This is a genomic window from Sulfodiicoccus acidiphilus (assembly GCF_003967175.1).
In the GTDB taxonomy this organism is placed as follows: domain Archaea; phylum Thermoproteota; class Thermoprotei_A; order Sulfolobales; family Sulfolobaceae; genus Sulfodiicoccus; species Sulfodiicoccus acidiphilus.
On the sequence record NZ_AP018553.1, the window covers coordinates 541,778 to 564,343 of the forward strand.

General features: G+C 48.9%; 20 protein-coding genes and 1 pseudogene. 11 read left to right on the forward strand and 10 right to left on the reverse strand.

The features are described 5' to 3' along the window. Positions 1 to 92: 92 nt before the first annotated feature. Positions 93 to 1,274, reverse strand: coding sequence for an MFS transporter (locus tag HS1genome_RS02940; RefSeq protein ID WP_126449524.1), 1,182 nt, complete (start codon positions 1,272 to 1,274; stop codon positions 93 to 95). A 329-nt stretch (positions 1,275 to 1,603) separates the two neighbouring features. Here HS1genome_RS02940 and HS1genome_RS13280 point away from each other — a divergent pair. Further along, positions 1,604 to 2,428: pseudogene (locus tag HS1genome_RS13280) on the forward strand (zinc ribbon domain-containing protein); the annotation flags it as partial. On the opposite strand, the gene HS1genome_RS02950 reads toward HS1genome_RS13280, so the two are convergent. The 4 genes from HS1genome_RS02950 to HS1genome_RS02960 form a co-directional block, all read right to left on the reverse strand. Further along, positions 2,413 to 2,598 (reverse strand): hypothetical protein, encoded by a 186-nt coding sequence (locus HS1genome_RS02950; protein WP_126449526.1) that lies wholly within the window; start codon positions 2,596 to 2,598, stop codon positions 2,413 to 2,415. The pseudogene HS1genome_RS13280 and the gene HS1genome_RS02950 overlap by 16 nt on opposite strands. A gap of 176 nt (positions 2,599 to 2,774) precedes the next feature. After that, positions 2,775 to 2,918, reverse strand: coding sequence for a hypothetical protein (locus tag HS1genome_RS11960; RefSeq protein WP_158613704.1), 144 nt, complete (start codon positions 2,916 to 2,918; stop codon positions 2,775 to 2,777). A 366-nt stretch (positions 2,919 to 3,284) separates the two neighbouring features. Then, a complete protein-coding gene (locus HS1genome_RS02955; RefSeq protein WP_232018780.1) occupies positions 3,285 to 3,668 on the reverse strand; it encodes an SRPBCC family protein in 384 nt (127 codons plus the stop codon). Between the two features lie 86 nt (positions 3,669 to 3,754). Next, positions 3,755 to 5,401, reverse strand: a complete 1,647-nt coding sequence (locus HS1genome_RS02960; protein WP_126449528.1) for a COG1361 family protein — start codon at positions 5,399 to 5,401, stop codon at positions 3,755 to 3,757. 939 nt (positions 5,402 to 6,340) lie between these two features. On the opposite strand from HS1genome_RS02960, the gene HS1genome_RS02965 reads away from it, so the two are divergent. The 3 genes from HS1genome_RS02965 (at position 6,341) to HS1genome_RS02975 (ending at position 9,379) form a co-directional block, all read left to right on the forward strand. Beyond that, positions 6,341 to 7,042 carry a zinc ribbon domain-containing protein gene (locus HS1genome_RS02965; RefSeq protein WP_126449530.1) on the forward strand — a complete coding sequence of 234 codons (702 nt, stop codon included), beginning with the start codon at positions 6,341 to 6,343 and terminating at the stop codon, positions 7,040 to 7,042. A gap of 580 nt (positions 7,043 to 7,622) precedes the next feature. Then, entirely contained in the window at positions 7,623 to 8,876 is a 1,254-nt protein-coding gene (locus HS1genome_RS02970; RefSeq protein WP_126449532.1) for a glycosyltransferase, read from the forward strand. A 209-nt stretch (positions 8,877 to 9,085) separates the two neighbouring features. Next, the gene (locus tag HS1genome_RS02975; RefSeq protein WP_126449534.1) at positions 9,086 to 9,379 is read left to right on the forward strand and encodes a winged helix-turn-helix domain-containing protein; all 294 of its coding nucleotides are present in this window, start codon (positions 9,086 to 9,088) and stop codon (positions 9,377 to 9,379) included. Positions 9,380 to 10,718: 1,339 nt separating this feature from the next. On the opposite strand, the gene HS1genome_RS02985 is transcribed toward HS1genome_RS02975, so the two are convergent. Further along, positions 10,719 to 11,012, reverse strand: a complete 294-nt coding sequence (locus HS1genome_RS02985; protein ID WP_126449538.1) for a hypothetical protein — start codon at positions 11,010 to 11,012, stop codon at positions 10,719 to 10,721. Further along, complete coding sequence (locus tag HS1genome_RS02990) at positions 10,996 to 13,092, reverse strand: AAA family ATPase (RefSeq protein WP_229768173.1); 2,097 nt, start codon at positions 13,090 to 13,092, stop codon at positions 10,996 to 10,998. Before HS1genome_RS02990 ends, HS1genome_RS02985 begins: the two co-directional genes overlap by 17 nt. Positions 13,093 to 13,271: 179 nt before the next feature. Between HS1genome_RS02990 and HS1genome_RS11965 the strand changes: the two genes are divergently transcribed. From HS1genome_RS11965 to HS1genome_RS03000, 3 genes are all read left to right on the forward strand, one after another. Next, entirely contained in the window at positions 13,272 to 13,448 is a 177-nt protein-coding gene (locus tag HS1genome_RS11965) for a hypothetical protein (RefSeq protein ID WP_158613705.1), read from the forward strand. Positions 13,449 to 13,518: 70 nt separating this feature from the next. Further along, positions 13,519 to 13,779 carry a hypothetical protein gene (locus HS1genome_RS02995; RefSeq protein WP_126449540.1) on the forward strand — a complete coding sequence of 87 codons (261 nt, stop codon included), beginning with the start codon at positions 13,519 to 13,521 and terminating at the stop codon, positions 13,777 to 13,779. Between the two features lie 156 nt (positions 13,780 to 13,935). Beyond that, positions 13,936 to 14,235 (forward strand): Sso10a family chromatin protein, encoded by a 300-nt coding sequence (locus HS1genome_RS03000; protein WP_126449542.1) that lies wholly within the window; start codon positions 13,936 to 13,938, stop codon positions 14,233 to 14,235. Here the strand turns inward: HS1genome_RS03000 and HS1genome_RS03005 are convergent. Next, the gene (locus HS1genome_RS03005; protein ID WP_158613706.1) at positions 14,232 to 14,555 is read right to left on the reverse strand and encodes an Sso10a family chromatin protein; all 324 of its coding nucleotides are present in this window, start codon (positions 14,553 to 14,555) and stop codon (positions 14,232 to 14,234) included. The two genes, HS1genome_RS03000 and HS1genome_RS03005, sit on opposite strands and share 4 nt — an antisense overlap. Positions 14,556 to 15,657: 1,102 nt before the next feature. Continuing rightward, the gene (locus HS1genome_RS03010; protein WP_126449546.1) at positions 15,658 to 15,987 is read right to left on the reverse strand and encodes a hypothetical protein; all 330 of its coding nucleotides are present in this window, start codon (positions 15,985 to 15,987) and stop codon (positions 15,658 to 15,660) included. Positions 15,988 to 16,755: 768 nt separating this feature from the next. On the opposite strand from HS1genome_RS03010, the gene HS1genome_RS03015 reads away from it, so the two are divergent. From HS1genome_RS03015 to HS1genome_RS03030, 4 genes are all read left to right on the forward strand, one after another. After that, positions 16,756 to 17,001 (forward strand): AbrB/MazE/SpoVT family DNA-binding domain-containing protein, encoded by a 246-nt coding sequence (locus HS1genome_RS03015; RefSeq protein ID WP_126449548.1) that lies wholly within the window; start codon positions 16,756 to 16,758, stop codon positions 16,999 to 17,001. Next, positions 16,982 to 17,362 (forward strand): PIN domain-containing protein, encoded by a 381-nt coding sequence (locus tag HS1genome_RS03020; RefSeq protein WP_229768172.1) that lies wholly within the window; start codon positions 16,982 to 16,984, stop codon positions 17,360 to 17,362. The genes HS1genome_RS03015 and HS1genome_RS03020 overlap by 20 nt, the downstream gene beginning before the upstream one ends. Positions 17,363 to 17,862: 500 nt before the next feature. Next, positions 17,863 to 20,052 (forward strand): glyceraldehyde dehydrogenase subunit alpha, encoded by a 2,190-nt coding sequence (cutA, locus tag HS1genome_RS03025; RefSeq protein ID WP_126449550.1) that lies wholly within the window; start codon positions 17,863 to 17,865, stop codon positions 20,050 to 20,052. 33 nt (positions 20,053 to 20,085) lie between these two features. Beyond that, positions 20,086 to 21,327, forward strand: a complete 1,242-nt coding sequence (locus tag HS1genome_RS03030; RefSeq protein ID WP_126449552.1) for an MFS transporter — start codon at positions 20,086 to 20,088, stop codon at positions 21,325 to 21,327. A gap of 561 nt (positions 21,328 to 21,888) precedes the next feature. On the opposite strand, the gene HS1genome_RS03035 is transcribed toward HS1genome_RS03030, so the two are convergent. Continuing rightward, entirely contained in the window at positions 21,889 to 22,416 is a 528-nt protein-coding gene (locus HS1genome_RS03035) for a hypothetical protein (protein ID WP_126449554.1), read from the reverse strand. Positions 22,417 to 22,566 lie beyond the last annotated feature (150 nt).

The window sequence follows — 22,566 nt, forward strand, 5'->3', positions numbered from 1 at the left end:
TCGAATCCACCGAGGAACGGTGCCCACCTCACTGTGGACTCTGAGAGAGATCCCTCGCACCTGAGAGGCCAGAGCCGATCAAGATTGGTCAGTTAGCGCCTCTGACCAGCAGCTAGGGGTTGTGGCCTCTCCTCCCTAGGCTGGGATAGGTACTCCCTAACTAAAAGGATGGAGAACGCCACTGACACGGGTACGAGGAGAGCGAAGGCGAATCGTAGGCCGGCCAGTTCGACTATCCCCCCCAGTACTATAGGGATGAAAGACCCCACACCACTCATCAACGCCGAGTAGAAGCTGTTGGCTACGTTCCTCTCCTCCTCCGATGGGAAGGCCCTTGACAGTAACACCAGTGACGTAGGGAAAGTTAGGCCGTGGGGGACACCCAATGCCAGCAGGGCCATAGCGTAGGCCGTGACGTTCGGAGAGAACGCTACCGCTAATAGCCCTCCAGCCGTGAGAACCGAGGAGAGTCCTATCATGGCCCACAGGTTTTTGGGAGGTCTCACAGTAAAGGCGAACCTACTTAATAGTGATGTTCCGAAGAAGGCAGTGAAGAGGAGGGTGGCGACGGCGTAGGATTGGTGGAACTGCTCGACCGCATATATCCCACCGAAGGTGGTGAGCATACCGAAAGGTAACGAGTACATGAGGTTGTTGAACACTGCAGCCCTGAAGCCTGACGACTTCCAGACCTCCCTGTTTGTAGTCACTCGTCCTCCATATGGTTTGAACTTGACAGTGAAGGAAGTGCCGGCCACAGTTGCGGCGAATACGGAGAAGAACAGGAAAGCTTGGAGGAGGGAGAACCGGATGAGGACCACAGACTCTATTGAGGGACCGACTATGAGGGACAAGCTTAGGATCACGGTGTAGAAGGAGAGCATCCTCTCCCTCACTTTCCTGTCCTCGTACGACCCGGCCACATTTATTAAGTTTGGAGTGACCAGGCCCATGGCCAGACCTATAGCCGCGGAGAGTAGCCAGACGGTCACCGAGTTGGAGAGGTAGAACAAAGGGAACAGCACCGCATAGGCTAAGGAGGCGTAGACGAAGGTCTTCCTCCGGGATTCCCCCCTCAATCTGGAGTTTATGATACTCCCAAGAAATGCGAAGACCGAGGAAACGGAGGCTACAACTCCCACGACAGCACTTGAGAAGTGGAAGTCGTACCTAGCCACGAGTGGGACTGTGGTCATTAACATGTTGTTGCTTGCCCTTAGGGAGAAGGTTATAGTGAACAGGACCAGCGCGAGGTAGATTACCTTCTTGTCCAATGGAAGTCAGAAGAACGATGTGGACGAAGTGAGTTAAAGGGTTAACTGAAAGTTGATTTCTTCGAGGGCCTGCTTAACGGTCTGATTTTCTTGAGGTTTCACCACGTCTTATTCCACCTCTCGTCCTCATTCCTCTTTCCCGCCTTCCCGCACCTGGGTTAGAGGCTTCCATGTATAGATGTGTAAGAAACGTCATTTTCAGGTAAAATACACAACTGTACCCGGTAGCCCCCCTGGGTTAGGGAGTGTGGACTCCCGGCCAGAACATAGGAGTCTAATCGAACCCAATTCTCCTCACATTGCTACTCGTGATCACTGTAGGGTCTCCTTCTATGCATAAAGCGTGGCTCTCGAAGAAGGTTATAGGGCTGGAACTTGGTGACCCCTTGAACGGGGAGACGAGGTTTACCTACCCTTCCGTCGTAAGCTACCATGGAGCGCTCCCCTATATTTTCTAGCTATTGATAGCAACTTACACACTCTCGACGCTTACGACGCAGAGAAGTTCGTTACCGTCTAGCTGAAGGAGTTGTACAGCTTAAAGTGTGGAACTCAGTTGAAGAGGAGTAGGGTACACTCCTTCGCTTCCAGCCACGGTAGGGAAGGGAAAGGAGTTGGTGAGGAAGTACTATCACCGCGAAAAGAACCGCATACAGGATTACGTTTACAAGCTCGTTAACTAACTCCTAGACATGTATCCCGTGACGATATTTACCGTTGAGAAGTTGAGCAAGCAAAAACGTTCGAAGACGCCGACGATGAGCTACCTAAGGAATACCTAGGAACGTTTGAAGGGCTATCCACAAAATTCTCAAGTACAAAGCACCACCTTAAGGGCACCACCTTAAGGTTCCCTTGAAAAGGAGGTTAACCCGTACCTCACGTCTAAGTCCTGCCCCAGATGTGGACGGGTTTCCCGAAAGGTCGGCGGGACTTTCAGGTGTGGGAGGTGTGGGTTCACACTAGATAGGCAGTTGAACGCGTCTCTTAATATCTACCTCAAGATGTGCGGGTTTCCCCACGTCCGTGAAATACCGCGGGTGTGGGTCGGGGTTACCCCGCTAAAGGGGCGGAGGGGTGTGAACGGGTTATCCCGGGACTCCGGTGAAGCCCAAGGGTTGAGGATTGATATTAAATATTATGAAATCCTATGAAGCCCAAACCCCAGGCTTACCTGGTTTGGCTCTGGTAACCTCGTAGTCACTAGGACCACCGCGAAGGAGAGGACCGCGAGGCCCACCACGGTAGGGATCATCCAGGCCCTGGATATTATCAATGGAAAAAGGAAAGTCATGGACATCGCACCGAGTCTGTCGGCCATCACCGTGGATCCCTGAGTGAAGGCCCTAATCTTTCCACGGAATCGATGCTAACCCTCCAGAAACCCTCCGGTACTCCAGAACTCAGTTGACTGAATGCCGTGCGCCGTTAAGGCAGCAGGAACAGGATGACTTCCGTCTTTCTCAGAAGTAGGGCAAAGAACAGTATGAGGGTAACAATCTAGGCGGAGCCCAAAGCCAGTAACACCCTTCTTCCCAACTCGTCGTTGAGAGCAGCTCTCACCAAGTTCCACGGCCGAGCGAAGAGATCGAGAACGAGGATTTCGAAAATCAAACCGATTATCCCTAGCTCCTCGGTTATCACAATACCAAAACATTCCCAGATTGTGCGTCCACATCCAAGAGATACCAGGTGAGGGAGGACGGAACCAGTGTGGATAACATGGAAGAGGACGGCAACCCTCAATGGGGATGTTGGGAAGCAGGATTGGACGAGGTCCCTCAATGTTACTTGATTGGTTTCGTCAGTGTCTCCCCACCGAGGGAGAATGGAAGTTCCCTAGTATAATCGGGATATCTGTAGTGTTGGAGGATTTTGAACAAATACCGTTGCCTAGTTGACGAGTTTTCATCAATTCTCCTCATTTAACTGAAAATTTTTTCATCCCATGGGTAAGAGTAGTCCACTCCTCGTTCCTTCATATAGACGGAGCTAGGGACCTCCTGGTCGCTAGCTCTCCAGCTTTCCCTTCAGACATTGAAAGAGCTCGTCCACTATCTTATTTGCAACCCCCTCCATCATTCTGGACCCGACAGAAGCCAGTACCCCTCCAACCTTCACGTCGGCCGCCCACTTGAGCTCCAGTGGAGTTCCGTCGTTCAGCTCTACGCGAGCCGTCAGGTCCGCGTTGCTTGACATCCCTGTTCCCCTAGCATTTATGGTCACCGACTTTCCCTCGATCACCTCCGAGTACTTCATGGTCGCCTTGAAGTCGCCCTTGATCGGTCCGACTCCCAGTCTCAAAGAGATCTTGTATCCGTCTCCCTCCTTATTAATGGAGTTCAGTCCTGGAAAACAGGAGGCCACCTTCTCGGGGAAGTTAGGAACTCCCACACCTTCTCTTTCGGGGAGTTGACCTTGAAACTACCTTGGAACTGCATAGTGCCCACTTCCGTCCAAAGTTAATAAGAAATGTGGGATCATGAACTCCTCTTAGATGGGGGTAAGGTGATTATAAGGACGAAAGACATTAGGAGCGCCAATAGGGCCACAGGAACTCTGTAAAACTTGTAAGAGAACCAATGGTACAGCCTCAGGCCAAGCTGATATAGAATGGTGTTGGGTACGCGGTAGTTATCGAAGCTGAGGTTCTGGGACAACCTGAAGTTATTTCCCCCTCCCGAGTAAGTTAAGGTTACTGGAAGAGTGTAATTTGCCACACCTCCGGAAACTATGAAGACCTCTTGTATGTATGAGCCTGGCTGAAGGGTTCCCAAGTTCACCGATACTGGGAAAACGTAGAGTTCGTTGAGTGGATAGAGAGTGACGTAGACGTCCTGTGCACTTCCGTTGCCCACGTTGGTGACAGTGAGGACAAGGTCTCCAGTTACTCTACCCTGCTGCTCCACCAGGTCAGTGAAGTTGTAAGCTATAGTTAGACGAGGTATAAAGATGGGTGACACTACAGCAGGCGATCTTTCGATGCTCTCGTTGAGGTTCTCCGTATAGGTGACGTTAAAAACGTCGTAGCTTATGTTCATTGAAAGTCTGATTCTACCCGTTAAAGGATCGAGGGATACGTTCCACTCCACTGGTTTGTTGGAGGAGACCTGATTCAATTCGATATCCTGGGTGGACAGTTTAGACGTTCCATTGGTAGCAGCCAGTTCTATCGAAACGTTCTTAACGGAGACGTTCAAGGAATCAATTATGGTGACGTTTACAGTGGTGGCAGAGGTTTGTACGCTCCCTGGTTCTACGATAACGGCGGGATCCGAGGAAGGTGTAGTTATTGGAATGGAGAGGTCTGCCAGAGTCAAGTTCTCTACACCCAATGGTGAAGTGTACACTTCTCTTATTGATAGTAGTACGTGAGAGCCTAGCACGAGGGTCGGAACAGCCGAAAGGTTCAGAGTCTCATTTAGGTCCAGGACGTCTCCACTCTCCCATTGTCCTACGTAGACAGTGAAAGGATATACTTTTCCAACCGAACTCGAGAACAACAAATATGTTTGATTAGTCGTGAAGGGTAAGACGTTAGTGAGCGTTAGGTCCAGCACGTTTACAGTAGAGTAAACTGCGTAGTTGGGGGAGGTGAGGACGTTTAGGCCGTTGAGGAAGTCCAGCAGTTGTGGGGTAATTCCCAGGTCGAAAGGTGCAGAGTAATTAGCGAAGAGACCATAGGGGGTATCGTAACTTAGAGCCAGTACCGAGTCTAACGAGGTGAGCTGAGGAGGTACGAATACTTCCACCCGAGCTTCATATGTCTGTCCAGGCCGCAGGAATTGGAGAACTAGCGGAGAGAGTTCATACCTCTCCACATTAAGCGTTATATCTGAAACGTTTGAGCTTCCGACGTTACTTACCTCCACAGTCAGGTTATGAAATCCTGGATCCACAACGTCGTTCAGAACTTTGGCCTTCACCTCTGGGAAACCGTAGAATGGCAGTGTCACTACAGTACGATTGTAGAAGGTCCCGTTCTCGGCGGTTAGCCAGGACAAGCTCACTGGGAATGAGAGGGGCCCTTTGACGTTGTCTGTTAATACAACTGAGAAGTTGAACTTCAGGACACCGTTCCCAGAACTAACAGGGAAGACAGTGTAAACCACATTTCCACCACTCACGTTTGATACACCCTGAGGTAGTAGAATCTGGACTTCAACGGCAAAACTGTCAACACTCTCGGCGTAAACGAGGGAAAATTGAATCTGAGTAGTTCCTGTCTCCCTCGGAACCGATGCCCAAGAGATAGAAGGACTAAAGGATATAAATGTCCTACTAACGTAACTGTTAGATAGTCCTCCGGAGACTGCTAGTACTAAGGCTAACAGAAGTATAATTCTAACGACCTTAATTTTTAACACAATGTCAGCCCCACTCTTCCATATTTAAGTAATTGGATACTAATGATGGGGGATTTCTATACAGGAATTAAAAGATCCTACGTCTGAAATAGCATGTTTTTCTACTCAATAACTATTCCCGACAAATGGATCCCATAAACGGGACGTATTCGGTTCTCTATATCAGCTCGATCTTTAGTTCACATAAGAGGGTTCTAAGCTGAGTGTAAAATTCAGTGCTTCTGTACTTTCTGACGCTCTCTTTTGCCATTGAAGTACCTCCCAAGGAGTTCCCGTCATTTTTTCGAGTTGACGTCCCTGCCTGGCAGTTGGATATACCTCCGAATGTTCCTACTGGTGGGTTAGGACCCGTTGACAATAGGGAATCCGTCGACTTTCTTCGGATATCTCGACAGACGCACTTATGCTCTCCCTCTATATTCACGGAAGGCGAATATCAGATGAAGGTACTCCCTCAGAGAGGTTTGACCTCCCCAGCCTCCACGTCTATCACCTCCATCGACGAGTCATCGCAATCGCTAGTTCATTCCGGTCCAATTGATCTTTTTTACTCTTTAATCTTCCAACATTCGGTTGTTAATACAGCTACCCCTCTTATATGTTGAAGTTGCGGTGCCTCAAACATTTTGATTATCCTGTATAGAAAAAGTGAACAAGAAAATCATAGCTCCTTATATGGTCTCTCATTCATGCTAACCGGTGGAAGGAGACGTTCTAGGGAACGACGCGCTTAAAGCCGTGGCGAGCAAGTATTTGCGCCGATGCAAGGAATGTGGAGCAATAAACTTCAAAGAGGCGAAATTCTGTAGCTCTTGCGGAGCACCACTCCTCAGAGCGAAGAAGCCCGCTAAGGAGCTGCTCCTACTGAGATATTTTGTAGGATTGATTAAGAACATTGAAGAATATCCCAAGATACATGATGGGAGAAGGGAAGTCGTAATGTATGGAATACCTGTGGACTACGTCCTTCGAACTGAGAGGGGGACTTACGCTTACTTCGTCGCAGTAGAGCCAGAGGATCTTGAAGATGTCGTAAGCAGAGCGAGTACTCTTAGTTACCATGATCAAAAGATCGACATCGTTTTAATTTTGGGTTTCAAAATAGAAGAGCGACTTAGGGAAAAATTAACTTACGAGCTTAAGAGAGTACGAATAATGGGACTCCTCCCTGAGGAGTCAGAAAAGTTGAAGCCACAGGCAGGGAGACCTATTGGAAAAACGACAATTAGAAAAGTCAGGTTAGGTGACGCGTTCTTAATTTCAATTGGATCCCTCTTACTCGCCGCCTCGTTCACCTTTGGGGGTACAGTTGTTGACTACTCCTCTTTCGTGTTAGGCTCTATTATTCTATTGGCGGATGGTCTCATTTTGAGGTCTAGACTCAACTCTCCACAAGAGTGAGAATTGAACCTAATTCCTTGGACAAGACTTCTGTGAACTACTCCCACGGACGGGTCTTTCACTTCACGGCCCTACCTTGCCCAATAGGTAGGGAACTACATGCGCTCTGAGGACAGTCCCAATTCTGATACGGAACCCATTGGTGCCCATGGAGGGCCGTCGGCCACAATGGAGGCGCACCTTGCTGACCCTCGCCTGGACATCTCTGCCACTCACCCTGTCTACGACCTTCACGGTGGACTCCCTGAGGGGAAATTTAAATGAGGAACCACCTCACTACGGTCATCCGTTCCCTCAACATTATTGAAAAATATTATAGATAGATTCAACTCCGCCGAAAATCCTGATTAGAATTCTGTTCTTCAGATGATAGGTAACACACTTTCTACAACTTATAGGGAAAGTTGTAGAAGACTTATGTAACTCAACTTACGCGGGCATCACAAATCACTGAGTCCCTCAATGCAAATTAAGGTTGAAAATTTTTGTACTCTTTTCAGAAAGGCGAAGTAGAAAAAGCCATACCGCCTTCATTAAATTTCTATTGAAGTATTTAAACTGTGGTGGTAGTGGCACGCTAATGATATTTGAGATACTGGAACTGTTTTACATGATAGAAAACAACGTGTTTGTGTATTGGCCGATCCATTTCCTCTTCTTCCTAGTCGCGGCCACCATAATAAGGGGGGCCTTAAGCAGGAGATATAAGCCATACTCGACTGGTTTAGATAGAAAGAACGTTAAAGTCACAGTTCTCATTCCCGAGTTCAACGAGGAAATAGAGATCTTCGAGCGATGCATAAAGAGTGCAGTCGCTAATCGACCCGACGAAATTATAGTTATATATGATGATGGAAGGAAAGAAATAGAACAGATAGCGAGGAAGTATGGAGCTAAGACTGTTAATACACTCGTGTTCAGTTCGACCGAGAAGCTCGGAAAGAGGGCTTCACTTGCCCTAGGTTGGTTGATGGCTAAGGGTGACATAGTTGTCCAACTGGATAGCGATACGGTAATGAAGCCACACACAATCGAGGAACTAGTAAAGCCGTTCTCAGATCCCAAGGTAGTAGGGGTTCAGGGACATCCGCAGCTCTTTAGGACTGGTGAGCGTATTCCTTATCTCTTCGGCCAAATAATAGAGCTGTCTAGAGACGTGGTTTCTCGGTTCTTGAATGGAGAAATGATCGTTATTGATGGCAAGATAGCGGCTTATAGGAGGGAATTCTTAGTGAAGCATGCGAACGACTTTCTGACGGAAGCGTGGGACGGAAGGAAGATTGCCCTTGCTGACGACAGAGCACTGACCTTCTTAGCTAACATCGAGGGTCATAGGACCGTCTATCAATCAACGGCCGAGGCCATGTCTGCGGCCCAACCCACTCTAGTCAAGTTCATTTACCAACAGCTCAGATGGGCCAGGAGCGGTTACTTATACCTCATCAAGGACTTGAAATCCGGCCTCTTCTTTAGGTCGACAAGGAAATACAGGTTCCAAATGTTGATGTATCTGCTAGCTCCTATTTCGTTCACAGCGGCATGGATGCAGACGGTCATAGCTAACGTCCATGTGGTTGGAGAAGTGGGATCCTTCCTAGAGGCGGCCCTCACATACAACCTGCCAGTAACCGCCGTTTCTGTGGTGGTATTCGTTTTCGGTATTGTTCTTACTACTCAGTTTAGCCTTAGAGGAATGGGAGTGAGCACGAGATCCCTACACATCAACCTTCTGGAGTACATAGCGATGGGTCTACTGGGTTTGTTCGTGATTTATCCGTTGTTCATTTACTCTATGCTGACTTACAAGAACGTGACGCAGTGGTTGACGAGATGAAAATGTAGTGGAGGGTTATCAAACTACTTTTCTTACACTATCCTTAGCCTAATGAAGATCAGTTTCAATGCATCTACACTAACTAGGAGGGGAAGTCTCTTCTTCTAGATATTTGTACACAGATAACACGTCTTAATTTCCCTTCAGTTTTTATAAAAAACCTCGTTGCTGTCCATAGCCAGTTAAATTTCTTAGGTAGAAAGGAGCGCATGGCACCCGGTGTGAATGGGAAGAGAGATAAATATGAAATAGTTTACGACATTTTACAGGTTTGTAAGGGTGGTGCGAAGAAAACCAAGCTCATGTACGGGGCGAACCTCAGTTTCGAGCTCCAGAAGCGATATACGGAACTCTTGATCAAGAAGGGGTTGCTAATGAAGCAAGACGAAATGTACTACATAACGAAGAAGGGAAGTGATATACTGCAGGTACTTCAGAGGTACAAGGAGAAGAAAAAGGACTTCGAGGATGCCCTAACTAAACTAAAGAACTTCGAAATCTAGTTCCCCTATTTCAGCTGAGACCCCGTCTGCTTTACCTCTACCACCCACCTGTGCACCTTTAACTCTTGCCGATTCACGATTTCCTGAAAAGACCTTCACGAACTCAGTAGGCGATCCTAACTTGGCTTACCTTATGCTCCTCGGCTACGACCTCACCTATGTGCATCCGCCCTTATCCTCCCTGAGCCCTAAAAATTGGAGAAGGAACACTCACATCAACTCCTTCGAAGTCTAGATACTAGGGAATTCAATACAAATTTATTAACATCGAAGATTTATCAACATCGAAGAGTCTCTCTTTTACTAACGGGGAATGTTCGACGTGGGTCGAACTTTCATTGAGGTTTCATGATTTTGTATTCAACCTCTCGTCCTCACACCCCCTTATTTCCCTCCCCTTGCCGTCTACGGTATTGACTCCCTTCGAGAACATTGGGAGTTTCATTGGGTGCCTTCCTGCACCTCACACTGCTCATAGACTTTATTGTGATACTCTCTTATTAAGTGTTAATATGAAAATTTAAAAATTTATAATAATTAATAATAGAACATCTAAATTACATTTCACTCAAAATATCTTCAACAGGGTGTGACAAGTACGGAGACCCAAAATATGCAATATACGTTCCCAAAAGTGTTCACGAAAAAGTTAAGGGAATGTTAGACAGAGAGGTGATCGCGATTCCTGTCTTACCAGATGAGGAGTAAACTAATAGCGTCTGGTGAAGCACTCGACAACTTCCGATTCGTTACGATAAACGGTAAGGTAATTTTTAACTTAACGGGGGTTGAGGGGACGGAAGTCCCCTTCCGTGGGGACGGACAGCCCCCTTATGTAAACCTCTTTACGGTTGTCAAAATACTATTTCTACGACCTCTACTGTGAGAGCTGGGTCGCACCCTAGGGGCTGGGGGAACTCACGCCCGTGGAGAGGAAACCCTCCGCGATCCCCCTTCCGTACTTTTCACAGAAAGGTTCCACTGAACCTCCGCTACGTAAGGAGATCGAGGTTCCTCCGGGAAGCAGGAAATCCCCACCGGGAGATGCCCCGTCCGTGAGGGAGGGGTAGTTTACTTATCGGAAACTACTAGAAGTGGCATTTTGATCTGTCCAAGTGTGGTTAAACTCATAGTCTAAAATTAATCTTATATTGTATGATAAATTAGTTCTTCTCTCACTGAGGAACAGAGAGTCTATGAAGGAAGGACAAATACGTAAATCCACGGTCTGATTGGTTTCCGACACCCGATCCTCTAGTTTTTCTCTAGAATCACACATAACTATACACATTCAAAAACTCCCCAAAGACGTTACGATATTCGAGTAGGTAAACCGTATTCACCTCGCTATTAATCTCCTCCACGTTATGGCCAGGACGTAAGGCACAGCCTCAATGCACATGAGGAGCCCTCTAGTTGACACCAAGGAGCCCTCCAGCACTCCGGTGAAAATCGTGAATAGAATTAAAATGAAGACTACCCTAAGCTCCTCCCTCGAAATCCTGTCCAGTCGGAGGGCTTCCACGATCTCGCTCTCCGCAACACCGAGAAGTACCATAGTCATCACTCCCGCAAGGACCCCCGCAAACACCATCAAGCCGAAAATCGAGAACACTTCAAATAACTTGTACACCTCCCCTCGACCTCTCCCTGAAACTGTTGTAGAAGTTGAGCATGGCCTGCGTTATGGTGGGTCTAATTGACTTCATGGCCTCGACTAAGTCTCCTTCCTCTACCTTGGGTCTCGAGCCGGAGGAGAGGGCTCTCCTTATGGCGAGCAAGGCCGCCCTATCGACCACACCCTTAACGTCAGCCACTGAGAAGAACTCCGTCTGTCTCGCCAGCTTTCCCACGTCTACTTCTCCATGAGGGTGTCTGTCTAGGAAGGTCTTGAAGAGGGCCACCCTCGTGTTGAAGTCCGGTGGAGGGACGTAAACTAGTCTCTCGAACCTTCCCGGCCTCAACAAAGCCGGGTCAACTATGTCCGGCCTGTTAGTCGCGGCGAGCACGACCACCCTCTCCCTGCGTCTCGACACGCCGTCCATCTCAGTAAGGAGTTGGCTCACTAGTCTGTCAGACACTCTGTTTGGGTCGTAGCCCCGTGTCACCGTGATCGCGTCTATCTCGTCGAAGAATATGACAGTTGGCGAAGCTTGCCTGGCCCTCTTGAACACTTCCCTGAGGGCCTTCTCGGTCTCCCCAACGTACATGTTCATGAGCTCTGGGCCGTTTATGGCAATGAAGTTAGCCCCACCTTCGTGGGCTACTGCCCTCGCTAGCATGGTCTTTCCAGTGCCAGGCGGACCGTAGAGGAGGACGCCAGTTGGAGGTTCCACTCCCGCTTCTCTGAACGTCTCTGGGTACTTGAGGGGCCACTCCACCACCTCTCTGAGTTCCTGCTTCACCTCGTCCAGTCCAACTATGTCGTCCCACCTAGTAGACGGAACCTCGACCCTGAACTCCCTCAGGGCCGATGGTTCAATTCCCTTCATGGCATCCAGGAAATCCTCGGAAGTCACCCTAAGCTTCTCTACTTCAGGCTGCCTCTCTAGGGCCCTCATCGTCGCCTCTCTAACCAAGGCTTCTAAGTCCGCTCCCACGAACCCATTCGTCATGTCAGCTATTTTCTCGACGTCGACGTCCTCAGATAGGGGTATCCTTCTGGTGTGTATCTTAAGTATTTCCAATCTAGCGTCCCTATCTGGGACGGGGACCTCGATTTCCCTGTCGAACCTCCCAGGCCTCCTGAGGGCTGGATCGACCGCGTTGGGCCTGTTGGTTGCCCCTATCACCAACACACCTCCCCCAGACGACACTCCGTCCATGAGAGTGAGGAGTTGGGCCACTATTCTCCTGTCCGCTTCAGTAGTTGTCACGTCCCTGTTAGGTGCTATGGCGTCTATCTCGTCGATGAATACGACTGAGGGGGCGCTCTTCTCTGCCTGTTCGAATATTTCCCTCAACCGCTTTTCGCTCTCCCCGTAGTACTTCGACCCTATCTCGGGCCCACTTATGTAGTAGAAGTTGGCCATTAGCGAATTCGCTACCGCCTTCGCTATGAGAGTCTTGCCAGTTCCTGGGGGGCCGTAGAGAAGCACTCCCTTGGGAGGCCTTAGTCCGAGCAGCCTAAGGACTTCCGGCCTGACCAAGGCCAGTTCGATGATCTTCCTCATGGTAGAGATCTGCTTTCCCAGTCCACCGACATCGTTGAAGGTCACTGGAGGAACTCCCTTTTGAGTCAGCCTTATCACGTCCGAGGAGACGATCAGTTGAGTTTCCCCAGTGATCACCCCCACCTCAACCTGTGGAGTGAGGGAGACAGCGACTAACTCTCCGTCCTTGACGTAAAGAGGGCAGCCTCTCATGACAGCACGCCCTCTGAGCTCGAGACTGAGCTTCCTCTCGTCAACTTTCCTTTGAGACGAGGGAGAAACTGTCAGTGACTTCAGGGGCTCTGGACTCACCCTCCTAATTGCAATTCTCTCACCCTCTCGCACGCCGATCCACCGCAGTTGCTCCGGATTTATGACAACCCCATCCTTCTCGTCCCTATTTTCCATCACAGTGAGCGGAACCATCCTCACACCAATTATGGCAACTACGTCCCCAGGGGAGATCCTTGCGCTCCTCATTAAGGAGCCCGATACGAGAACTACGTCGCTCCTAACCTTAGAGGAACTCCACACCCTAGCTAGGACGAAGTTGCCAGACACGAGGAGATCTCTCAGTTGTTGGAAATAGGCTTTACCTTAGAGTATTTTAACTAAATGCATGTTAGGACTAGACGACCAGGCGTTTGAGTAGGAAGGCCAACAATACAGTCTTACTCAAGAATACGCCCGTTCCGCCTGTTTCTAAAGCGGGTGACCACCCCCTTAAGGAGGAGGGGAGGTTGACAGTTAGGGGTCTCATTGACGTCCTGAGGATAAGTGATGCATCTACCCTTTTAGGATGGAGGTCCTACCGTTCTCCTAAGGTGGCCCGTCCTAGAGGAGGTTCTACGTACCCGTTCCTAGAAGCGGAGTTGCCGACAGTTCACTTCTCCACCTTCACTAACTCCGTTTCCTAGGTTCAGGTGTTAAAAACGGTTATTAGAATCGAGTACGCAAGTTAGGGTATCCAGTCAGAGCAGGAAGCATATGGATAGCTTTCAGATGTGGACTACCCTTATAACCTCGTTCTTAGAAGAAAGAGAGGGACGAGTTACGCCTACTGAAGATATTAGGACCGCAGTGTACCTCGTTCAATTGGTGTTCCTGTTCTTCTTCGTGTTCCTGTTCGATTTATTAGTAGTAAAGAACGGGCCTATGTTTTACGGCGTCCTAGTAGCTGATGTAGGCCTTGTGGCCCTACTACTCTACTTCCTCTTGAGGAGAATATCAGGCTACTTCAACTTCTAAAGCTAGACGGTCACTTACCTCCAGAGACCGTAGATCGACTTGAAAGGGCCAAAGAGGTAGGTATCATTTGTTTCATCTACCGCGGAACCATATTTCTTTCAAAATAGAGAAATTGTTGTCCGCTTGCACAAATAGTAGAAAAAGGAATAGATAAACATGCCTAGAAGAAACAGAAACAAGCTTGAAATAATGATGGACATAATGGAGGCTTGTAGAGAGGGTAGTAGAAAGACGAGAATAATGTACACTGCCAACCTCAGCTACGAACTGACTAAGAAGTACATTTCCGAAATGGAGAAGATGGGACTCATAATAAAAAGGGAGGAAGATGGCGAGATGTTCTTCCTCACGGAGAGGGGAAGGAACCTGTTAGACAAATTACGGAAATACCGCTCATTGAGAGAAGAGTACATGAGACTAAACGACGATCTAAGGAGGAACTTGAATAAGAGTTAATTTTTTTGTTGCAACTTCCTTTTAACCTTCTTGGAGGAGCCGATTTCGTCGTAAATTTCCATCTCTATTTGGCGATACGCCTTCCTAACTAGCTCGTACTCGTTTATTTTATTTAACATTTCGAGGCCTATGTCGGTGGTGTAGTATTTGCCCTGAAACTCGTTCAGTGCCTTAAGTTCAACTAACCTTCTCACCCACCGCCTAGTGAGCCTGAAGTTGAGGTTGGTCTCCCTCATTATTCTGGTCTTACTCTTTCCTTCCTTACAGGTAGATAGAATCGCCTTCACTATTTCCAACCTAGTTCTTCTCCTATACTTCATAAGAGCCATATAGCATAGTCCCAAAAATATGTAATTACGAATGTTCTATATACGTCAGGTAAATAAATATTAAAGGGAGAGCCAATTTATCTAGATTACTAGATTTTGACTTTCAATAATAAATATTACAAGAAAAATTCAATTATCAGATCTCACATTCTTAGCTTAGTTTTGTTGGGTTGACTTCCTCTTGGCCCGTCAGGGCTAGAGCTCCCCTACCGATTTTGGATCGTACCTCATCATTTGGTGAGAAATGGAGAAGGTCAGAGATCATCATTTAACCTCCCAACTCCTACCACATCACAGCTAGCGTCGTGAAAGTAACTGCACTCGAACCAAAGCTACCCGCTTCAACAGTTTTTCACTAAGCTCGTGATATAAGAATAAGCATTTCGGATTGCGAGTGAGGAAATTGAGGGCGGGGAAGGCCTCCAGTGGATACGGCCTCCTTATACGAGCTTTAACTTTACGGGGATTAAGGGGGCGGAAGTCCCCTTCCGTGATGGTGGACAGCCCCCTCGTAGAAACGTTTTGTGATAAAAACCCCAGTGTTTCCCAGATCTAACTGAAAGAGCTGGGTCGCACCCTAGGGGCTGGGGGAACTCACGCCTGTCGATAGGAAACCCTCCGTGACCTCCCTCCCGTACTGTTCACAGGACGGTTCCACCGAACCTCCGCTACGGAAGGGGATCGAGGTTTCTCTGAGAAACAGGAAATCCCCATCGCGAGGTGGACACGCTCCCTCCGTGAGGGAGGGGTAGTTCACATACTGTATTTCGGAACGTCAATCGTTGACACCAACGATGCTCCTCCCTAGTTCGACTGAGATATAGAAACCAGCTACACACCCCAATTTCTCCCATAAGGGGGTAGACATCGTGAACGAAGGTCTTTCCATGCGAAGTGGATCTCCAACCTACTCCACTCCCCGCCGAGGGGTGTAAACCTTAATCGACGAGAACTACAAGCCCTTGAAGGGAACCCCTCCCAGGGTGGAGAGGAAGGCAGATAACTCCGGCAACAAACCTTGTTTCTTTGCTTACGATAAAGAGCTGGAGCCTCACTTACATGACAAAGAAAAGCTAAGTGAAGTTCACCATTACTAGTTAGATTGTAGATTCACTACCTCAACCACGTAACCTCCAGAGAAGACCACCTTAAACTGAGTCGCGTTTGGATTGTAGACAAAGACATAGTACTGAGAAGGCATGAGCCACTGAGAGTCGCCGTTATAGATGACGTCGATCGGAACAGAGTAAATGTTAGTTACCTTTAGGTAGGTTGAGTTACTCACATTAAACAGTTCAAACATATTTGGGCCCAAGCTTGCTTGAACTTGGGCTGTGGTGGAGAATGTCAAGAAGGGAAGGAGGGAGAACACGACTGCGAGTGAAACCAATCCGATCAAGGTCAATGCTATGATGAACTTCACAAGTTAGACCTAGATGTGGGACTTGATAAGTGAGCCTCTAACATCGCTCTATTTTTTCTTACTCTAAGTTCGTCGGAACTAAAGAAAAACAAGGCTTCCACACAGAAAACCGTCGTTCTAGATTCTGTGCTATTTTGTGAGGCGTAGTTACGACCCACCGGAACCGATAGGCTGTAGGCTTACGTAGGAGGGTTCGGAGGGGATCGCCATTTGTGGTAAGGATGGACAGCCGCTTACAATTCAAATACTAATTTGCTAGAGACTATACCCAACGACAGTCACCGACTGAACGGTCTCCGTGAGGTCCTAGTCGAAGTGAAGTTTCGGGAAGTTCGTCTTCGCTTCAATCTACGTACTAGATTCTCCAAAGTCCCTTGAATGGGAACTGGACTCTATGCCCGTGGATCTTAACCCTCTACCGTCCACGCGAAGGGGCGTCCTCGCCTCGAAGGTCTCCTGCTTCCGGGAGCGACCTCTATACTCCTTAACCATAGCGGAGGTTTAGACGGACAGTTGCGTGACTCCCCGTATGAAATAAGGAGATATGGAAGGTAGTTGTCCACAGACGTAAGTACCCACGGTCTCGACGGTATGACCGGCTTTCACGGCCGAGGTCCAAATTGCCGTAGTCTTTTATCTATGAAAGAAATTTCTGTCGGAGCCGTCCATCCCCACTACGGTCTTTCACCTCCTCAACCCCGTAGAGTCAAAGTCGGTCAAAATCTAATGACTGCTACAGTTAATTATATATGTTACTAGGGCTAGTTCGTGTCCGTGGAAGTAAAGGTAACTAGGAACTATCAGATAACGATACCTTACGAGGTTAGGCAAAAGTTGAGTATAAAAATGGGGGACAAGCTTATCGTGAAAGTGGAAGGCGATAAGATAATAATACAGAAGAAGAGGGGCGATATATCTTCTCTTAACCTCACTTTGGGGAGGAAGATAACTGACGAGGAGATCAATGATGTAATAAACGTGGCTGGTAGGGAAATTGCTAGAGGCGGTAGTTGATACTAATTTTGTAATAGCCGTTATGTTTAAAGATCACGAGTATCACGAGAGAGCGTTAATAGAATGGAGTAAACTCGAGAAGGCCTATTTACCGTTAATTTCCATTACAGAACTTGCCTATTTTATTATTAATAATAAGCTAAATTTTGAGTTAATAGATGAAGTCATCAACGATCCCAAAATCGAGATAGTACCTGAGACTATAGATGACGTTTACTGTGCCTCAAGTAATAATGGGGAGATAAAGGGTTATGATGACTTTAACGACTTTTTGATCTTATCAGTTTCGGTCAAGTTAAATTTACCTTTGCTTACATTTGACAAGAAGTTGAAAGCTAAAAGTGATAGAAGTCGAGTCTAGCCCTTGTAGAAGAGCCTCCTCTAGTCATGTATAATCATACGAAGTAGGAAGTAGCTGTTATGGTACCTTTAAGTAGCTTAAACATTTTCATCAGCTCACCTGCGCCTATTAAACAGTTTCAATGAACTTCTGGAGCTCTCTCACGTTCCTCAGGTTCAGGTAGAGGATAAGGTCCCCTGACCGTGTTGACGGCCACGTAGAAGAGGATCAGGTAGTCCTATGACCTGTTCCTCAGACCTAGAGATGAGTCCTGGTATCCTAGGACCTCAGGTTTGCCGTGAGACTTATCTCCTGAAATGAACTTCGGCCTTTCGCGACCTCTTCCTAGTCGAGGCTGATGTCTGTGGAGTATAGGTACTTACGTTGAGGTTTTCCATCGCTTAACCCCCATTTTCGTAAACCGGCTAGCCTCGGCTAGTTCGAGGCTTTACTGAGGTGTATTTGAGACCTCGCCGTTGCTCCCATCTGCAGTTATTTTCCACCTCCTGTCTAATAACTTCATGCGTTACGTCGGTAGACCTATCAGGAGGAAGGAGGATCCTAAGCTCATAACCGGAAGAGGAAGGTATATCGACGATATTGAATTCCCGGGGACTCTCCACCTCGTCGTAGTTAGGAGCACGGTAGCCCACGCGCTTTTGAAGAGCGTCGACTACTCAGACGCTCTTAAAGTGCAAGGGGTTGTAGGAGTGCTCACTGGGGTCAAATTCAAGGTGGACAACAGGCCCGAAGACTTTCCCATGGCTTCAAAGGAGATACTTTACGTCGGACAGCCAGTCGCTGCAGTCGTTGCTACAGACAGGTACGCTGCGGTGGACGCCGCCGAGAAAGTACAGTTCGATTACGATGAACTCCCTGCCGTCGTAGATCCCGAGGAGGCCGCAACTGGGAGCAAAGAGGTTGTAGGCGGAAAGGGGCTGGCATACGAGAGGGAATACGCGTCCGGCGACGCGTTAAGGGCGATAGAGTCTTCTCCCCAGAAGGGGGAACTGAAAGTGAAAATAGGGAGAGTCTACGCTTCTCCCATGGAACCGAGGGGCCTTCTCTCAGTTTACGAGAGGGGTTCGCTCACTGTTTACGCTTCCACACAATCTCCTCACTTCATGAGGAGGTTCCTCGTCGAGACCTTCGGAGGCAGAGTGGAAGACGTTAGAGTGGTACAGGCCGACGTAGGTGGAGCTTTCGGAGCTAAACTGTTTCCTTATCCTGAGGACTACATAACGGTTGAGGCCAGCCTCAGGTTCAGGAGGCCAGTGAAGTGGGTGGCCACCAGGAGGGAGGACTTCGTCAGCACTTACCTCTCTAGGGATCAGATACACAAGCTACGGTTCGGCTTCGACGAGAGGGGCGTTCTCAGGGGGCTCACGGACGACGCCCTGATAAACTTGGGTGCGGCCTCCCACGGCTATTACCTAGGTGATATAGCTGCTACAATGCTCCCAGGGCCGTATAAGGTCAGGGACGTCAAAGTGAGAGTGCTAGGTGTCTACACAAATACCACTCCCTTGGACCAGTACAGAGGTGCTGGAAGGCCAGAGGCGACATTCGCTATAGAGAGAGTCATGGACTACATAGCGGAAGAGCTCAAGGAAGATCCTGTGGAGGTGAGGAAAAGGAATTTAGTTGTTGAGACCCCATATACTAACCCGTTCGGACTCACCTATGACTCAGGCAACTACTCTCACCTTCTCGAGAGAGCGGGTTTGATCTACAGGGAAATGGAGGAAAGGGCGAGGAAGTTGAAGCTCGAGGGTAGGAGGGTGGGGGCTGGGCTTTGTTTCTATTTAGAGCAGAACAACTTCGGACCTTGGGAGAGCGCATCCGTCAGGGTTAGGGGAGACGGAAAGGTGCAAGTTATCGTGGGCGCGGCCCCGCACGGACAGGGGGCTGGAACTGGAATAGCCCAGGTTGTGGCCGACGAGTTGGGCTTGGACTTGGACCGGGTAGAGGTTAGTTGGGGGGACACCTCCCTGATCGGGGAGGCCTTCGGTACGTACGGGAGTAGGAGCCTGACCTTGGCTGGAAACGCGGCCCTCCTAGCGGCTAGGAAGTTAAAGGACAAGGTGAGGGGACTTGCGGCTGAGCTGATGGGAACAGACGTTCAGGAACTGGTTTACAGGGACGGAGGCGTGGAGAATCCAAAGGACGGGAGGAGAATGTCCTTGGCAGAGGTAGCTAGGGCCACGGTGGCCTCTATGGGAGGAACATGGAACTTCAAGAGGGATCCTTCTCTGGAAGTGACAGAGTACTTCGGGCTCGACAACTACACTTTCCCCTACGGCGCCCACATTGCCCTAGTGGAGGTCGAGGAGGACGGCTCTGTATCCGTCCTTGACTACAGGGCTATCGACGATGTGGGACTAGTGGTGAATCCGCTGTTGGCGGAGGGCCAAGTGGTGGGGGGTGTAATGCAGGGCTTCGGCGAGGTGTTCACTGAGGAGATCAGGTACGATGGCAACGGGAACCCCATCATGACAGACTTCGGGTCCTACAGAATACCTCGAGCACACCAGGCCTTCAGGGTGAGGTGGGAGTACTTCGAAGAGGGGAAATCCAACGCACCACTCCCAAGCAAAGGTATAGGGGAGGGGGCGTCCATTGGTACTCTTGACGCGCTGGTGAGTGCGATAGAGAGGGCTGTGGGGAGGAGAGTGTGGGCATTACCTGTTGACCCATCGCTCTTAATGTGAGCGCTTAAAGGATCAATCCCCACAACTCCCCCCATGAACAGAGAGCTTGCCAAGCTCGCCGTCCTTAACCTGATCGCCTATACTTTCCTCGTCTATAACAACTCTACTCTGACTTTCTTCAATTCTCCTTACCTCTCTGCCGTGTTTTTCGGTAGTTCGTCCTACCTATCCTTGGCGGCCACCATAGGCTCGGCGGCGTTGGGGCTGGCGATGAGGCCGATCGGTGGTTGGACGTTGGGACCCTTAGGGGACAGGCTGGGTAGGAGAGCCCTCACTAGGATAGGCTCAGTAGGCTCAGTTGTACCCCTCCTAGTAGTGGCGATGTTACCTGGGTACAGGACGCTAGGACTCACCGCCTCGGTGACATTCCTCTCACTTTTAGGAGTCCAAGGGTTCTTCACTGGAGGGCTAACAGGAGGGATAAACGTCATCGGACTGGAGTCTCTAGAGGAACGCGACAGGGGTTGGTTCAGTGGTTCTGGCATGGCCGTTAGTGGGACGTCTTTCCTCGTCGCCACTGCCGTGTACTCCGTCTTGGTCGTTGCCTTGGGACAGAATCAGTATGCCCTATGGGGGTGGCGAATCATGTTTCTTACAAGCTCCTTAATGTTACTTTTCGGTTTCGTGTTACCCGAGTCGAAGAAGTTCGGGGGAAGCAAGGCGAGGAGAACTGTGTCGTATGTCGTGAGGACTTATAGGAGGAGGTTTGTCCTAGCTGCCTCGCTAACTGCTCTTTGGGGGTCTCTAGCCTTCACAGCTGAGGGGCTCCTCCCCACTTTTCTCTTGAAGGTAGACCATCTATCCTCCATTCAAGTGAGTGAAGCGTTGCTAGTTTACAGCATATTCACAGCGGCCTCAGGTTTCCTCGGTGGGGCCCTGAGTGAAGTTAAGGGAAGGAAGTTCGTCTCCGGGGTAGGGGCCCTGTTGGCCCTGGCTGGGGTCCCTCTCTATCTAGCCCTAGCAGGTGCACGTTCCCCGGACGAGGTGGTTGCTATAGTGGCTCCCCTGTCCTTCGTCCTAGTCTTCGGAGGAGGAGCGGTCATGGTGTTGGTGAACGAGAGCTTCCCAACCGAGGTGAGATCCACGGGAGTATCTATAAGTTGGAACTTGGGTTTCATGACTGCTGGAATCACGTCGCTGTTGCTAAGTTACATTGCTTCAATAGTGGGAAACCTAGCCCTAGTTGAGGCGGTGGGAACAGGAGGATTAGCGTTGACTACAATGTTGGTGACCTCATACTATGAGGAGACTCGTGGAGCTATGGATAGGACCTGAACTCGGTTAACCTCCATCCAAAGTGAACATCGATCTCGAGAGTGAATTCTCCCTTCTGAAAGACGATATCCTCACTCGACGATAATCTCAGTAGCAGGGAAGGAGTTAGGGCTCATAGGGTTTGACCCCAGTTCCTTCTCCATAAACACTATCCATCCTCTCTTTTACGTCACCTACTCACGGTACCAGTAACCTTATCCAAGGGGAACTTCCATGAAGCACGTCGACTGATGGGTTCCTTTGCTTCTCACACGCCCTGGCCAAAAGTAAAGAGTGAGGCCCCCTAAAAGGCGTCGGGGTCGGAGCTCGACTCCAGGCAATCTGGAGACCCTACGTGCTAGTTAGAGCTTTGCCAAATGCGCTCTCCACGACTAGGGACGGAGCCATCCACTCGATGTTTGCCAAGAGGAGGCGCACTTCTGTTCACTTATCTTTATAAAGCTGTTCACCTTCAAGGGTATCTTTTGCTCTCAACTTCACTAAAGATAAAACTGAACTGCCGAACTAAAAATAGAAGCTCCTTAACTGAAAAATATTTAAATTAATTCAATACTTATCCCTTTATCCGTACGTCTCGGTAAAGGATATGTGGAATACAGCAGACTGTCCTGGCATCGTTCCATATGTCTCTAAGGTCAGGTATACTGGGACTTCACCCTCACTTGGACTCAAGGTGAATGTGAAGGTATGAGGAATAGCCGTGCCATTGACTAAGAGTTGGATAGAAGTCGGTCCGCTGACTTCAGTCACAGTCATGGTTACGGTAACCGTCTGGTTTAAGTTATCGTCTACGAAGAAGGCAGGAGATATAGTCATCATTGCGTTAGTTTGTACTTTGTTTAGGTTTATTGTCAGATCACCACTAGCATTTAGATAGACGTAAGCAGATGCACTTGGTCCACTGCCGTACCCAAGGTAATGGTCGTTAGGTACTAAAGATAGTGGACCCGCCGGGTCCGCCGTTATCGTCACGCTCGCTAACCTCGTGTCCTGGTACGTGAAGAAGGGTGTGGTGGAGAAGACGAGCCCCAAAAGGAGGGCGCCCACCACTATCGCGTATATTGCTGCTCTCATGTTCTCTAGCGGCACTTACGCCCCCACACATTTAAATAATTCTCATTATCCTGTAGATAATAGAGATAATTCGCTGACAAGTTATAGAACGGGTTCATTGGGAGCAGAGTGATTAAGTCTATTACCAATATAGATTAGACGGAGAAGCGATAGTTGTTAGTTATT

Excerpts from the sequence above, each read along its gene's own strand:
- HS1genome_RS02975 (WP_126449534.1), top strand. The coding sequence starts at position 9,086 with ATGGCACCCGGTGTGAATGGGAAGAGAGATAAATATGAAATAGTTTAC.
- HS1genome_RS03030 (WP_126449552.1), top strand. The coding sequence starts at position 20,086 with ATGAACAGAGAGCTTGCCAAGCTCGCCGTCCTTAACCTGATCGCCTAT.
- HS1genome_RS02995 (WP_126449540.1), top strand. The coding sequence starts at position 13,519 with ATGGATAGCTTTCAGATGTGGACTACCCTTATAACCTCGTTCTTAGAA.
- HS1genome_RS03000 (WP_126449542.1), top strand. The coding sequence starts at position 13,936 with ATGCCTAGAAGAAACAGAAACAAGCTTGAAATAATGATGGACATAATG.
- HS1genome_RS03005 (WP_158613706.1), bottom strand. The coding sequence starts at position 14,555 with ATGAAGTATAGGAGAAGAACTAGGTTGGAAATAGTGAAGGCGATTCTA.
- HS1genome_RS02970 (WP_126449532.1), top strand. The coding sequence starts at position 7,623 with ATGATATTTGAGATACTGGAACTGTTTTACATGATAGAAAACAACGTG.
- cutA (WP_126449550.1), top strand. The coding sequence starts at position 17,863 with ATGCGTTACGTCGGTAGACCTATCAGGAGGAAGGAGGATCCTAAGCTC.